This window comes from Blautia parvula (assembly GCF_020215665.1).
Classification (GTDB): Bacteria; Bacillota; Clostridia; order Lachnospirales; family Lachnospiraceae; genus Blautia; species Blautia celeris.
Genome location: NZ_CP084061.1, coordinates 567,898 through 581,437, shown reverse-complemented (window position 1 = coordinate 581,437; position 13,540 = coordinate 567,898). Strand labels below are relative to the sequence as shown.

Genomic DNA, 13,540 nt, shown 5'->3' with positions numbered 1-13,540 from the left:
CCCCCGGAAATCCACAGATATGGATTTCCAGGGGCATGTATACTAACTATTTATTTATGTATTAAGCAAATTTACGTTTTGCAGCTTCCACTACATGTCCAACCAGTACAGAAGTAGTTACACTTCCAACACCGCCCGGAACCGGAGTAATAGCATCCACAACAGGCTCTGCTTTCTCAAAGTCAACATCTCCGCAGAGTTTTCCTTCCGCGTTCACATTGATTCCAACATCGATCACTGTCTGTCCTGCACTTAAATAGGTATCGTCAATAACACCTGCGCGTCCTGCAGCAACGATAACGATATCTGCCTCTCTCACTACAGAAGGCATATCCACAGTTCTGGTATGGCAGATAGTAACCGTTGCGTTTTTCTTGATCAGCATCATGGCTGCCGGTTTTCCTACTACCAGGCTTCGGCCTACAACAACTGCCTTTTTACCTGTGCAGTCAATTCCGTAAAAGTCAAGGATTTCCATACAAGCCTGAGGGGTACAGGGCGGGAAACCTACGTTCTTACCTGTAAATACACCTGACATGGAACCATCGGTCATGCAGTCCACATCTTTTGCCGGGTCCAGTGCATTTTCAATAACGGACTGGTTCAGGTGTTTCGGCAGCGGACGGAATAAAAGTACACCATGGATCTTGTCATCTTTATTCACCTTGTCAATCGTTGCCAGAAGTTCTTCCTGGCTTACATCTGCCGGAAGCAGAATTTTCTCGCATGCAACACCAAGTGTTTCACAGCGTTTTGTTGCACCTCTCTCGTAGGAAATATCACTTTCATTTTCACCTACACGGATTATGCACAGAGTTGGTTTTACACCTTTTTCCTCCAGTGCTGCCACGTCTGCTTTAATTCTCTCGTTTAATGCTGCTGTTACTTCTTTACCCAGTAATCTTTTTGCCATTCTCTATGAATCCTCCTGCATCTTTTTATCCTGCCCTTTGGGCACTCAGGTTACTATTCACAGCCCTGCAAAAAGCGCAGTTCTATGAACAGTAGCACGCTTCGCCATGCACAGTTCTGCCCTTTAGGGTACAAAATGCAATAAATTGCATTTTGGCGCTGGCTAACTCGGGATTTTGCTTCGCAAAACACCTCGCGGGACATTGGCCGTGAATAGTAACCTCTCAGCAACTTATGCCACAGCTTCTGTCACATAAGGTATCAAACAATTATTTCAGTCTGGAAAGCACGCTGTCAAAGGTTTCGTCAGCGATCTTCGTATATTTCTCCAGCATTGCATCTGCTTTTTTATTCAGCTCTTCTGCATAAGCTCTGTCAGCCATGGATTTTGTGTTAATATATACATTCAGGCTGGCACCCTTTAAAGCTGCTTTACAGAAAGCTGCACCAACGCCCGCATCACTGATTGCCAGTGTGGAACCTTTTGCCGCAAATTCCACGATCACTTCAATCGCTTCACAGCACTTCTCCATAATTTCCATCGGTACAGAGCAGGCATCCTTTAAAACGATTTCCATAACTCTTGCTTTCTCAGCCTTCTCTTCCTCTGTTGCACGAGGCATACCATATGCTTTTGACAGGGGCTCAAACACCTCTGCATCTCTCTCAATCAGACGTAAGAAATCCTTCTGCAGGGCGTCACATTTCTTTTTCAGCTCCCACATCTCGTCTTCCACTTCTGCATACTTTTTCTTGCCCACAGTCAAGCTGCCCACCATATTGCCAAGGGCTGTTCCCACAGCGCCAACCAGAGCAGATGCTCCGCCGCCGCCCGGAACCGGTGCTTTTGATGCCAGTACTTCTACAAATTCATTACATGGTACAGTTGAAAATCCCATCTCTCACATACCTCTCTTTCTTTCATTGCCGAATTTCTCCGGCTTTATATAAAATCCCTTTAGGGGATCATTTTGCATGGTCAGTCACATTTACAGGCCCATTTTTCACCATGGTGCTCTTATTTACCATAGCTGTCAGAGGACTCTTATAGAGGAAGAACACCAGCAGCGTATTCAGTGCGACCAGAAGCGGTGTCTGAACCAGTCTCTGGGCATACAAAACTACCCACGGCGTTCCGTAGTACATATGAAGTCCCAGACATGTAAATCCAAGAGAACCAACGATTCCATGAACAACAATCACTGCAAGCACATGCCAGATTTCCAGTTTCTTTGTATAAAAATGACGAAACAGACCCGGCAGCACACCAGCCAGAATAGCAGTGACAGAAATCATGGGATTCGGTGCATACCCCTGTAGGATCGCCCCAAGGAAATCAGATAAAAAGCCGCAGATTCCCCCTACCAAAGGGCCAAACCAAAAGCCGCAGAGATATACAGGCGTCTGACCTACGGTGAGCCGAATACTGGTACCGATAGGGATTGCGACCAGCCTGGTCAGAATGATACTCATTGCTACCAGAACACCCGTAAATGCCAAAACTTTTACATTATTCACTTTTTTCATCAGATATAAATCCTCCTTCATCTGTTGTCTCCCGGGGACAGCATAACTGTCCCTTCTCGTTATGTACTTATGGCATAGTAGTTTACTACACCAAAGAGAAGAATTCATATCTGCCTTTAATGTAGTAGCGGACGCAATATTACATCGTGGAGCCTTTGGCTGCCTTCGTTCATGGACAACTTCCCATCCCATGACACTTAACGCGTAATACCTACTCTACTATAACAATCTTTTTTAAGACAACTTTTTTTCTAATGCTTTCATCATGTTGATACTGATATCGCCCACAACCGCCAAATCCTCCGCGGCAAATGTGACAGCAAAATTATCAGAAAACAATATCTGTGCGGAAGGCTGAAATTCGTCATCCCCTTCCCACAAGATAAACTTTACATGCAGATTGTCCATAAATTCCAGTTTATAGGAACAGTCTCCCTCTGCACATTTTTCTGCTCCCAAATGTTCCATAATCTTACGGAACACAGAAAGCTTATTTCCATAGCCAAATGCCAGCCGAAACAGACATCTGCCCTGGAACTGTCTGAAGTAAACCTCACCCCAGGGAACATCATGATAGGTAAGAAATTTCCCTGATGCAGGTGCTGCGCTTCTCTCTGTCAAAAAGCGGACAATGAGAATCTTGGCATTCATGGCGTCCTCCAGCGGATATACCCCAATGGAATCCTCCACGTGATGAATTTCATAATCCGGAAAAGACACCTGGTAGGTACTTCCCATCAGTTTCACGGTAAAAAGCCCTTTTTCCTCATCGTAAGGAATACCGGTTCGCCCGCTGATTTCTTTCGGGTCCATCTCTCTGTATGCGTTCAGATAATGTTCATAAGGACGCTGCTCTTTACTGTCCTTTGCGTATTCAAAATTCATCTCTTCACCTCAGTCAGTCTATTTATTCGCTGCAATAACGGATCCGCCAAGCGTACCTTCTACTGCTCTGTTACAGACGGAAACAGGGACGTATCCGTATGTGGTATAAAACAACATGCTACAAACTCATCCATATAACTCGGTACAGTGGAAAGTTCCAGGTACGTCATATTGGACGCGATCTCATAACATTTCTGCTCTGCTTCCTTTGACAGAAGCATGGTATATGCGCCGGACAAAGAAGAATTTCCAATGTAATGGAATTTCTCCAGAGGAATATCCGGAAACATACCGATTCTCACGGCATTTTTCATATTGATGCCGCTGCCGATTCCACCGGCTACATAAACATCGTCAATCATGGAGATATCAAAGTCAAGAGAGACAAGCATGGTACGGATGGCTGAGAAGATAGCACCTTTTGCCCGTATAAAGTTATCAATATCCACCTCATTAATCTCCACTTCCTTGACAGTGCCCGACTCTTCCTCGAATGCGAGCACATAGCTGCCCATGCCATACTCATCATGGCGGACACGTTTTCCTTCCCGGACAAACTTTCCTTTCGGATTGATAATACCGGTTCGGAACAATTCGCTGATCACATCAATGATACCGGAACCACACAGACCGATGGGTTTCTCACCCTCATCTCCGATAATAGAGTAGCTGGGCTCCATCGTTTCCGCATCAATGGTACATGCCTCGATCGCGCCGTCCGTCGCACGCATACCGCAGCTGATATCCCCGCCTTCAAAAGCAGGTCCCGCAGAGCAGGCGCAGCTCATCATAAAATCAGAATTGCCGAATACAAGCTCGCCGTTGGTACCCAGATCAATAAACAGAGAAAATTCAGGACGATTCCACAGCATACTTACCAAAGTACCTGCTGTGATATCTCCGCCCACATAACTGCCGATATTCGGTGCCAGTATAATATGGGCATCCGGATTTACTCTGATTCCGATATCAGAAGCAAACAGTGAATTTGTTTTATAAAAGGTAGGAATATATGGTTCCATACGGATTGGATCACCATTCATTCCTGTCAGCAGATGGTTCATGGTAGTGTTGGATGCAATGCACATACGGTATATGTGCAGGGGGCTGAATCCACAGGAGCGGCACATCTGCTCAATCATAGGATTGATCGTCTCATTCACCACTGCATCCTGCAGCTTCTCGCTTCCGCCCGGTTTCATAGACTCGATAATACGGTTGATAACATCCGCGCCATAGCGAATCTGACCGTTTCCGGCTGAAGCTTTCCCAAGGATCTCACCTGTCTGCATATTGACCAGCAGTGCAGATACCGTGGTTGTACCGATATCAATAGCCAAACCGCCGATTACTACTTTTTCATCTCTGCCGTAAACGTCATACACAAAAATATCATTTGCTGTCCTGCGCACAATACACTGTACATCAAAATGATTTTCACGGAAAACAACGGAAATCTTCCGCAGTGCAGAATAAGGCAGACGCACTCTTTTTACACCGGTTTCCCTTTTAATCGCACGCATCAGACGTTCATTGTCCGGCATGGTATCGTCCAGAGTCGGTTCATCCATAGTCACATGGATAATATCCAGACTGTTTTTCAAGGTAATTCCTGCTGCTTCCACATCGGATTTTGCCTGATCAAATATGGCAATCTCCTCTTTGGAACTCAAATCTGCGACTTTCATCCGGCTCCTGTAAGCGGATGCAATGTCGGGTACCTGTACCTCCACATCACCTGTCAGCTTGCTCACACATGCCAGTCTCCAACCTTCTGCATACTCTTCATCGGAGATGTGACGGGTCTTTGGAGAATTCATTTCACCTGCCACCAGCTTCACCTTGCATTTACCACAGGAAGCATTGCCGGAACAGGGGGCATCGATAGCCACATTCGTTTTTCTCGCTACTTCTAAAAGGATTTCTCCTTCCTGGGCGAAAGTTGTGACGTCTTCGCCGTTTTCAAATTTAAAAGTCACTTTGAACATAGGAATTTAGCCTTTCTGTATATTTTTATCTGCGCCGGCGATAAAAATATCCCCGGCGCTTTTTATTACACGACTCTGCCTGTGATTAGATCTCCAGGTAAGAGTCAGCGTATAATGTGTTGTTTTTGAAAACATCACAGGATTTAATTGTTTCCATCAGTCTTAAATCACATGGATTTACGATTGCGGAAGTTAAGCCCTGCATCATGCACATTGCAACCATTGCGGAATCCATAATCGGACGAATATGTTTCGGCATACCGTTGGAGTTATTGGACAGACCACCTGTGGAATTCAGGCCCATATCGCTGAACATTTTGATTGCTTCCAGAACTTCCATCTGTTTGTCCTGCATTCCCTTAACAACCAGGAATAACGGGTCAAACCACAGATCTGTAGGCTCCATACCCAGCATCATACCTCTTTCCAGCATGTTCTGGCAGTGCATCATACGCTCATCATTGTCTGCTGCAATACCTTCTGCAGAGCAAAGAGCGATTACGATAGCGTCATTTGCTGCAGCCAGATCGATATTCTCGATTCTTCCGCCTGCATCAGCAGAGTTTACAATCGGTTTTCCTTTGCTTCTGTTGTATACGGAGATACCTGCCTCGATTGCTTTTTTGTTGGCAGTATCCAGTGCCAGAGGAACATTGTCGAAGTTGGACTGGATCAGCTGAACAGCCCATTTCATTAAATCTTCTCCATCATTCTCTGCCGGTCCGATATTAACGTCCAGATAAGTTGCACCTGCATCCAGCTGCTCTTTTGCACGTTTTAAGATTGGTTCCGGATCACGCTCTGCCATCGCTTTGCGGATAGACGGGGAAATACAGTGAATTCTCTCACCAATTGTAACAAACTTTGCCATAATAGTTCTCCTTTTAAATTATTCATTTTGGCCGAACAGAGAAGATGCCTAAAAAGCATCCTCCCTGCCAGCCTGTCTTTCCTCTTTTATGCAGTCAGGTCTTTTAAGAATTTAACTAACTGTACTGCTTCCAACGGGGCAACGATAACTTCCCAACCCGGAAGTTTTGCTTCGATATCGCCCTTTAATACGGCAACTTTACCCGGAATAACCAGTTTTCTGCATTTTACTTTATCTTCAACGTTCTCCTGAATGTATTTAGATACAGAAGTGGAAGATAATTTACCTGCAGCCCATGCAGTCAGTACGGAAAGTCCGCCTGCATCACTGATGATCAGGTTACACGGTACACCGGAACGCTCCAGCTCTCCGGATACCACGAAATATGTAAGAGCAAAGTCTACGGTTGTCAGACACAGAGAATTCTCGTCTGCACCATTTAATGCATAAATACCCGGTTCCACTTTCATTGGTTTCTGCGGGTCTGTGAATACGTTCTGTCTCAGACCAAATAACGGCAGAGCTTCTGCATAATCAAGCTGCTCCATAACCACAATGGAACCATATTTCATTGTGAACAGGGAAGCCAGTGCCTGCTGCATATTTCTGTCGCCATGTGCCAGAACTGCCAGATTTACCAGTGTCGGATAACCGAAAGTTCTGTCCTGATCTTTTAAAGCTGCACGGCGAATCTGTACTGCGTTGCCGTAAGCTTCTTTTACGGATTTTGTTCCAACATCCAGAATCAGGTTCTTGTTGCCTGCTTTTTCCAGAGCTGCAACTGTATCATATAATTCATTTAAGTCTGCACCTGTAACGCCAAGTACAACACCTGCCTCTGTTGCAACTGCGCTCATCTCAGCGTAGTTGGAGGCATCTGCACCGTTTAATACCGGTTTGCCGTCTTTGCATACAGCCAGAGCTGCTTTAGCAGCTTCTACATCTTTACAGCCCAGAACCAGAGTTCTGCCAAGAGCTGCTGCTTTCTTTACGATTTCAACGTATCTGTCTTTGTCAGCGCCGTCTTCGTAGTTCACGTAAATCATTTCAACGAACATTCTCTCGCTGATACGTTCGTAGTCTACCTTCGGAATTGCTGCCAGTTTCGCGTCGATTGCTGCATCATCCATGCATGTGCACAGTGAAACCGCATATCTTGTTTTGCTGACGAATGTTTTCTCATGTCTGAATAAAACAGTCTCGCCGCCTAAAGTAAATTCATTGTCACCGCTTCCGACTTTGATGGTCTTCATCGGCGGAGCTGTTGCCTCAGATAACTGAGCCAGAGCATCCTCAGACATATGCGGGCATTTGGAAATTTCCAGAGCACCCTGAGCCACTTTCATGGAGAAAGCCATACATGTTGGGCAGCCGCACTCTTTACAGTTCTTTTTTGGTGTCAGTTTAAAAATTTGAATACCTGATAATCCCATTTGTTTTTATCCTCCTGTTCTACGATTACACTAATTCTTTAATCATTTTTGAGATTGTTGCAACAGATTTGGGATGTCTCAGAATGACAGCGTCAGAACCGGAAGCTAAAACTGCTGCTGCTGTCTGTACTTCCATACTGATACCTCTCTCTTCCAGCGGTCCCCATTCCGGCATATCTTCCTCAGAAGCCATGGCCTCTTTTACTCCCCATGTCTCATCGGCAACTGGAGTGATGATAGGCATCTGTAACATGTTATCATTCTGGGAAAGAGCTGCACCTTTAATACGGTCCATTGTGGATACCACGTACTCAAAACCATAGCCTACTGCTGCAGAACCAACGTTCATTACGATATCCTGAGCTTTTACCCCTAACTGGGTTGTAACAACGTTAAGCTGTTTTGCCAGGTTGATATCTACTGCGGATTCTGCTCCAACCTTCTGGTTGTATGCAAGGCCTGCTGCTGCGCCAACTGCTTTGTAATCTTCTTCTCTTGCAGAAAGGACTAAAACGTTCTTGCCCTGAAGTGCTTCTGCCACTTTCGGCAGTAATTCAGAATCTTTTTCCACATTCTTGCAACCTTCAACAACTAAAGGACAGGAAACAGCTTCGCCGACTTCTTTGACAACTGCGATCAGTTCTTCAATAGATTTGTCTGCGCCGTTTGGATCCCCGCCTTCCAGACGTAAGCATACGAAGTCCGCACCTTCCATTGCTTCCGCTTTTTTTGCGATCTCGGCCATTGTGGCAGCACCTGCATAATATTCCTGGATTCCCGGAACGTTGATAAGTCCCATATCGGAAATTTCCACGCCTACTTTTGGTGCATTTTCCGTGGGAGCATCAAATGTATAGAAAGGAAATGTGCATTCCCCTCCTAATTTGATCGCTTTGTCCCCGCAGCCAATTTCAACTGTGTTAATGTTTGCATTGAATTTCTGTGGTTTTTGATTAAACGGCATTTCTCATTAGCCTCCTTAATATATTTTTTATAAACGGTGAATACGGTAAAACGCGCATTCACCGTTTACATGATACTACAATTAAGCGATTTTGTCTTCCAAAATCTTACATCATCGGGTCCAGACCAAGAGCCGGATGTCCTTTTTCTGTTAAGAATGCAACTAATTCTTCCGGATCTGTTGCGATGGTCTCATCACCAACCATGTCTGTGAAGTTGTCGATACCGTATAATTCTTTTGCTGTCTGGTTCAGTCTCTCAGCAACAAATTCTTTCAGCTCTTTCGGCATCCAGACGATCCTCTCGATACCGCCCTCTGCCTTCATGAACTTCTTAGAACCGATGAAGTGTTTTCCATGGCCCATGAAGCCAGGTGTCTGTACACCGCCGCCTGTCATGGATGCCAGTTCCGGGAAGGTCATTCCAAGCGGTGTCATACCTGCGTACTCACGGTTTGTGATAACTACACCGTTGGAGAACGGCTCGATACCGCAGATACACTCAAAGCATCCACAGGATGTCATTGGTTTTTCCATGATGGAGTACAGAGATACCTCTTCCAGAGCACCCTGGGAGAATTTGCGTACGGCTTCGTTGACGTCCTCGTACTCACCAATCCTCTCGTCAATACATTTCTCTTTCGTGATGACCTGGCAGGGTCCGTTTGGATCCAGCTCGTTGGTCGCCTTTGCATCCAGCCATGAAACGGCACCGCACAGGCCCAGACGTTCCGGTGTTACCACACATACGTGTGACGGGGAGAATGCCTGGCACAGGATACAGCTGTAGTATACGTCTACAGACTCATCGGTCAGGGATTTCAGACGGTCATCACGTTTGTTGAAGGTAGGAACTGCCACTTCGTGACGGATCCTCTTACACTCTGCCGGATCTGTGTAGATCACAACTTCACATTTGTCAACAACAGCGTCAAATTCATTCTTAACAGATGCGTACAGAACTTCACCGATATGTTTCAGGCGGAATCCTGCATTGAATGCATCCTTGCTGATACGGATACGCTGCATATCACGCTGTCCTGTGTGGTATACACCTTCGATACAGTTGATGTAGTTATGGAACTTACGCTCGATAACCGGTTCAAAGTCAGACTGCATGTTCTTGCCTGCAACTTTTACAACATAAGCGATGCTGTTCTTGCTGCCCAGCTCCATCTCATCTGCTTCCGGTCCGATCACAGTGATCTTGTGGTCTTCGATCTCTGTAGCCTCTGCTGACTGAACAAGCTCTGCACAGTCTACACGGGAACCGTCGAACTCTACCTGCATGTCACCGCGGCGGATGATCTCACCCTCGAATGCGGATGCAAATGCAACCGGAATGTCGATATTGGTGATCTTGATCTTGATATCGCGTGCTTCCAGGGATGTAGCGTTGAATTTGGAAACATCCGGCTGTAAGATCAGGCTCTTCGGTACTGTGGATACGCCTTCCTGGTTTGTGATAACAGGGAAGCCCAGTGCGATGGCACCTGCGCCGCAGGCAACGATCACATCGTCCAGAGGAGCGAATGCGTTAACGAATGCCGGTACACGCTCAAAGGTGTATTTCATCAGGTTTGCTGCATCACCAGGTGTTACGTTTCCGAAGATAAGGGCTGCCCTTAAAGCAACGGATACTACATGGATCACGCTTGTCACGTCTTTGCCCAGCGGGATAACACGTAAGTTTGCGCCTGTCTTCATGCCTGCCTCTGCCACCTGATCGATCACACCGCCGACCAGTGTTACCAGGATACCCTGTGCCTGATAGCTCTTAACCAGGGCAACTGCTTCCTCTTTTGTAGGAGCGCTTCCCAGGATAACAGCAACACCGGGGATATCGCCTGTTACAAGGGGTACACCCAGCTCACGGATCACAGCATCTGCCAGATGTCCGTAGCAGGGCTCTGTATACGGCTCTGCGCCGTCGATATATTTCAGAACTTCGATGAACTCTGCACAGAGAGCGGTAGCAACACCTGACATAAATACGTCATTTAATCTCATCTCTCTTGTCATCAGAGTTTTCACTACACCTAAAGCTTCTTTTAATTCTCCTAAAGTTTTAACCTTCACGCCTGTCACTGCATAGTAGCATGGTAAGCAGTAAGCGGTGTTCGGGAAGCTGACAGCCTTGTCAGCACCGTGCTGTTCGATTGCAGCATTAATAGCGCCTTCTGTTAATCCATAGACAGCGTCATTTCCACTAAATACGGTTTCAAATAATGTCAATGTTCTCTTCCTCCTGACCTTCTCATAATCCTTGGTCGATTATGTTTTTAATGTTTGTAATTTCCTCTTTTACAGTATTGCTGAAGTCATATGGAGACTTACCCTGACGGTCCGCATCCATCACTTCGGTGTTATAGTGAATGAATCCCAGCAAATCTTCCTGCGGTATATGCGCCTTCACAAACGCTTCATCCTCTTCGTTCCGAACCTTGTTGGCTACAACACGAACCTGTTTTACGCCCAGGTCCTTTGCCAGCCTTTTTACGTTCTTATAAGTCTGTACGCTTCTGGCACCCGGTTCAATGACCACAATGAACTGGTCCATGGATTCGGTAGTACCCCGGCCGAGGTGCTCCAATCCAGCTTCCATATCCATGATCACCACATCATCTCTGTGAAGCACCAGGTTATTGATGATCCTGCGGAGCATGACGTGCTCCGGGCATACACAACCGCCGCCGCCGGTTTCCACAGTACCAAGCACAAGCAGCTTGACTCCGTTCACTTCTTTGGAATATGTATCCGGGATATCGTCCACCTTTGGATTGATCCGGTAGAACTGATTTTCCTCATTGGCCCCGGTACGTTCTTCCACCAGCTTCCGCATCTTAGTAATGGGAACAATGGAATCCAGAGTTTCATCATCAAACCCAAGTGCCAGCCCCAGATTCGCATCCGGATCCACATCCGCAGCAAGCACCTTTCTTCCCTCATCCGCATATAAACGCGCCAGCGTCGCAGCAAAAGTAGTCTTTCCAACGCCGCCTTTTCCTGTTACTGCAATTTTCATGTCATTCACCTTTCCTGATAAAGATTAGATTCCAAGAGCAGCTCTCTTCTCTTCGATTCTTGCGATCATAGCATCGCCCAGTTTTTCAATATCTTTTTCAACTGTAAATGCAGCCTCTACCCATTCTCTTGTTCCGTTGGTCAGGATTTCAACCATTTCACTGGAACCTGCAGCGTACGGGTCAACACCTAAGAAGGTATCAATACCGGAACCAATTACATAGTTACCGATGGAAACTGCTTTTTCAGACATCCACTCAGGAGCACAGCCAACAACTGGAAGCTGGGAAATGTGCAGACCTGCGTCTTTTGCCAATGTAGCTGCCAGAACCAGCATACGGCTGATATCTACGCATGAGCCCATGTGCAGTACCGGCGGAATGTCAGCCAATTCACAAACTCTCTTAAGTCCGGCGCCGCAGACATCTTTCGCTCTCTTGTCCATCAGACCAGCTTTTGCAGCCGCCTGTGCAGAACATCCGGAAGCGATGATGATGATATCGTTAGCAACCAGTTTTTTCATAAGTTCAATATGAGCTAAGTCAGGACGAACTTTCGGGTTGTTACATCCAACCATTGCAACAGCACCACGGAGAACACCGGAGGTGATACACTCTAATAACGGTTTTGTGGTTCCCAGCTCATCTACCTGTGAGTTGGTTACGCCGTCCAGAGCTTTTACGATCGCTTCTGTGGAATATCCAACAGTTGCTTTCTGTTTCATCTGCGGAATATGTACCAGTTCGGGTTTTCTGTTTTTGTAGTTCTCGATAGCTGTCTTAACGATCAATTTTGCTTTCTCGCCTGCTGTGTGAGCATCGAATCTGATAAATTCAGAATCCGGCATCTGAGCAATCGGAGAAGTTGTGATGAATTTTGTGTGGAAACATTTGCTCAAAGGACCAAGTGCCGGGAAGATACACTGTACGTCTACGACGATCGCTTCACAAGCACCTGTCAGAACAACGTTTTCCTGCTGCAGGAAGTTACCGGCCATAGGAATACCACGGCGCATTGCAACTTCATTTGAGGTACAGCATACGCCGGATACGGTGATGCCCTTTGCACCCATCTCTTTTGCGTACGCGATCATTTCCGGATCATCTGCGAATTCACAGATCATCTCAGAAAGACTGGGATCATGTCCGTGAACAACGATATTGACATTCTCCTCAACCATAACGCCCAAGTTTGCTTCTGTCTCAATCGGCTTCGGTGTTCCGAACAGTACGTCTGAGAACTCTGTTCCCATCATGGAACCGCCCCATCCATCACTTAAGCCTGCACGGATCGCCTGTTTTACCAGTGCTTCCGGTTTGGAAGAACATCCCATGTGGCTCATATGTAAGGAACAGGAAACCTCGCGGTCGATTGCTCTTGGAGCAAGTTCATTCTTTTCCCACAGTTCCTGCTGTGATTCCGGTGCTCTCTTTAAGAATCTCTGAGTTCCGAAAGGTTTACCGTATTCCATCAGACCTGTCTCAGCAACTTCGTGTGCCAGATCATAGATATCTTTTCCTTCGGTCTCGATTCCCCACTCTTTTGCGATACGGATCAGTTTATCCGGATCTTTTACCTTATAACAGCCATCAGCTGCAGATTCATATAAGGTATGGCAGATTTCACGGCCATGGTCAGAGTGTGTTGCAGAACCGCCTGCTGTAAATTTCAGGTAGTTACGTCCTACGATACCGTGTACATCACATCCGCAGATTCCTCTCGGAGCTTTTTTTGTAATACGGCACGGTCCCATTGTACAGATACGGCAGCAAACGCCTTCTTCACCAAATTTACAATGGGGTGTCTGATTTTTTACGCGGAACTGCCAAGCGTCAGCACCGACTTTTGCACCTGTTTCCAGGAGACGTGCAGTAGCAGCTTCAAATTCTTCTACTGTGGTTAATTTGAATTCACTCATGAATATCCTCCTTGTTTTTC

The 13,540-nt window shown here is 46.2% G+C and carries 11 protein-coding genes and 1 riboswitch; all 11 genes read right to left on the bottom strand.

Features of this window, described 5'->3' with window-relative positions; all coding sequences use genetic code 11:
* Positions 1-61 precede the first annotated feature (61 nt).
* Positions 62-913, bottom strand: a complete 852-nt coding sequence (locus tag LC508_RS02805) for a bifunctional 5,10-methylenetetrahydrofolate dehydrogenase/5,10-methenyltetrahydrofolate cyclohydrolase (RefSeq protein WP_029468715.1) — start codon at positions 911-913, stop codon at positions 62-64.
* A 268-nt stretch (positions 914-1,181) separates the two neighbouring features.
* Positions 1,182-1,811, bottom strand: coding sequence for a cyclodeaminase/cyclohydrolase family protein (locus LC508_RS02800; RefSeq protein ID WP_033141831.1), 630 nt, complete (start codon positions 1,809-1,811; stop codon positions 1,182-1,184).
* A 67-nt stretch (positions 1,812-1,878) separates the two neighbouring features.
* Positions 1,879-2,460 (bottom strand): folate family ECF transporter S component, encoded by a 582-nt coding sequence (locus LC508_RS02795; RefSeq protein ID WP_033141832.1) that lies wholly within the window; start codon positions 2,458-2,460, stop codon positions 1,879-1,881.
* A 102-nt stretch (positions 2,461-2,562) separates the two neighbouring features.
* Positions 2,563-2,660: riboswitch (THF riboswitch) on the bottom strand.
* Positions 2,661-2,673: 13 nt separating this feature from the next.
* The gene (locus tag LC508_RS02790; RefSeq protein ID WP_033141833.1) at positions 2,674-3,324 is read right to left on the bottom strand and encodes a DUF3786 domain-containing protein; all 651 of its coding nucleotides are present in this window, start codon (positions 3,322-3,324) and stop codon (positions 2,674-2,676) included.
* 59 nt (positions 3,325-3,383) lie between these two features.
* Entirely contained in the window at positions 3,384-5,312 is a 1,929-nt protein-coding gene (gene acsV, locus LC508_RS02785; protein WP_033141834.1) for a corrinoid activation/regeneration protein AcsV, read from the bottom strand.
* Between the two features lie 85 nt (positions 5,313-5,397).
* A complete protein-coding gene (acsE, locus tag LC508_RS02780; protein ID WP_033141835.1) occupies positions 5,398-6,183 on the bottom strand; it encodes a carbon monoxide dehydrogenase/acetyl-CoA synthase methytransferase subunit in 786 nt (261 codons plus the stop codon).
* An 86-nt stretch (positions 6,184-6,269) separates the two neighbouring features.
* Positions 6,270-7,616, bottom strand: a complete 1,347-nt coding sequence (gene acsC, locus LC508_RS02775) for an acetyl-CoA decarbonylase/synthase complex subunit gamma (protein ID WP_033141836.1) — start codon at positions 7,614-7,616, stop codon at positions 6,270-6,272.
* 25 nt (positions 7,617-7,641) lie between these two features.
* Positions 7,642-8,580 carry an acetyl-CoA decarbonylase/synthase complex subunit delta gene (gene acsD, locus LC508_RS02770; protein ID WP_033141837.1) on the bottom strand — a complete coding sequence of 313 codons (939 nt, stop codon included), beginning with the start codon at positions 8,578-8,580 and terminating at the stop codon, positions 7,642-7,644.
* Positions 8,581-8,686: 106 nt separating this feature from the next.
* A complete protein-coding gene (gene acsB, locus LC508_RS02765; RefSeq protein ID WP_148392759.1) occupies positions 8,687-10,813 on the bottom strand; it encodes an acetyl-CoA decarbonylase/synthase complex subunit alpha/beta in 2,127 nt (708 codons plus the stop codon).
* A gap of 22 nt (positions 10,814-10,835) precedes the next feature.
* The gene (locus LC508_RS02760) at positions 10,836-11,603 is read right to left on the bottom strand and encodes an ATP-binding protein (RefSeq protein ID WP_033142869.1); all 768 of its coding nucleotides are present in this window, start codon (positions 11,601-11,603) and stop codon (positions 10,836-10,838) included.
* A 24-nt stretch (positions 11,604-11,627) separates the two neighbouring features.
* Positions 11,628-13,520, bottom strand: coding sequence for an anaerobic carbon-monoxide dehydrogenase catalytic subunit (cooS, locus tag LC508_RS02755; RefSeq protein ID WP_033142868.1), 1,893 nt, complete (start codon positions 13,518-13,520; stop codon positions 11,628-11,630).
* Positions 13,521-13,540: the final 20 nt, after the last annotated feature.

Coding starts and splice junctions, on each gene's coding strand:
- acsC (WP_033141836.1), bottom strand. CDS start 7,616: ATGGGATTATCAGGTATTCAAATTTTTAAACTGACACCAAAAAAGAAC.
- acsV (WP_033141834.1), bottom strand. CDS start 5,312: ATGTTCAAAGTGACTTTTAAATTTGAAAACGGCGAAGACGTCACAACT.
- LC508_RS02805 (WP_029468715.1), bottom strand. CDS start 913: ATGGCAAAAAGATTACTGGGTAAAGAAGTAACAGCAGCATTAAACGAG.
- cooS (WP_033142868.1), bottom strand. CDS start 13,520: ATGAGTGAATTCAAATTAACCACAGTAGAAGAATTTGAAGCTGCTACT.
- LC508_RS02790 (WP_033141833.1), bottom strand. CDS start 3,324: ATGAATTTTGAATACGCAAAGGACAGTAAAGAGCAGCGTCCTTATGAA.
- acsD (WP_033141837.1), bottom strand. CDS start 8,580: ATGCCGTTTAATCAAAAACCACAGAAATTCAATGCAAACATTAACACA.
- acsE (WP_033141835.1), bottom strand. CDS start 6,183: ATGGCAAAGTTTGTTACAATTGGTGAGAGAATTCACTGTATTTCCCCG.
- LC508_RS02800 (WP_033141831.1), bottom strand. CDS start 1,811: ATGGGATTTTCAACTGTACCATGTAATGAATTTGTAGAAGTACTGGCA.
- LC508_RS02760 (WP_033142869.1), bottom strand. CDS start 11,603: ATGAAAATTGCAGTAACAGGAAAAGGCGGCGTTGGAAAGACTACTTTT.
- LC508_RS02795 (WP_033141832.1), bottom strand. CDS start 2,460: ATGAAGGAGGATTTATATCTGATGAAAAAAGTGAATAATGTAAAAGTT.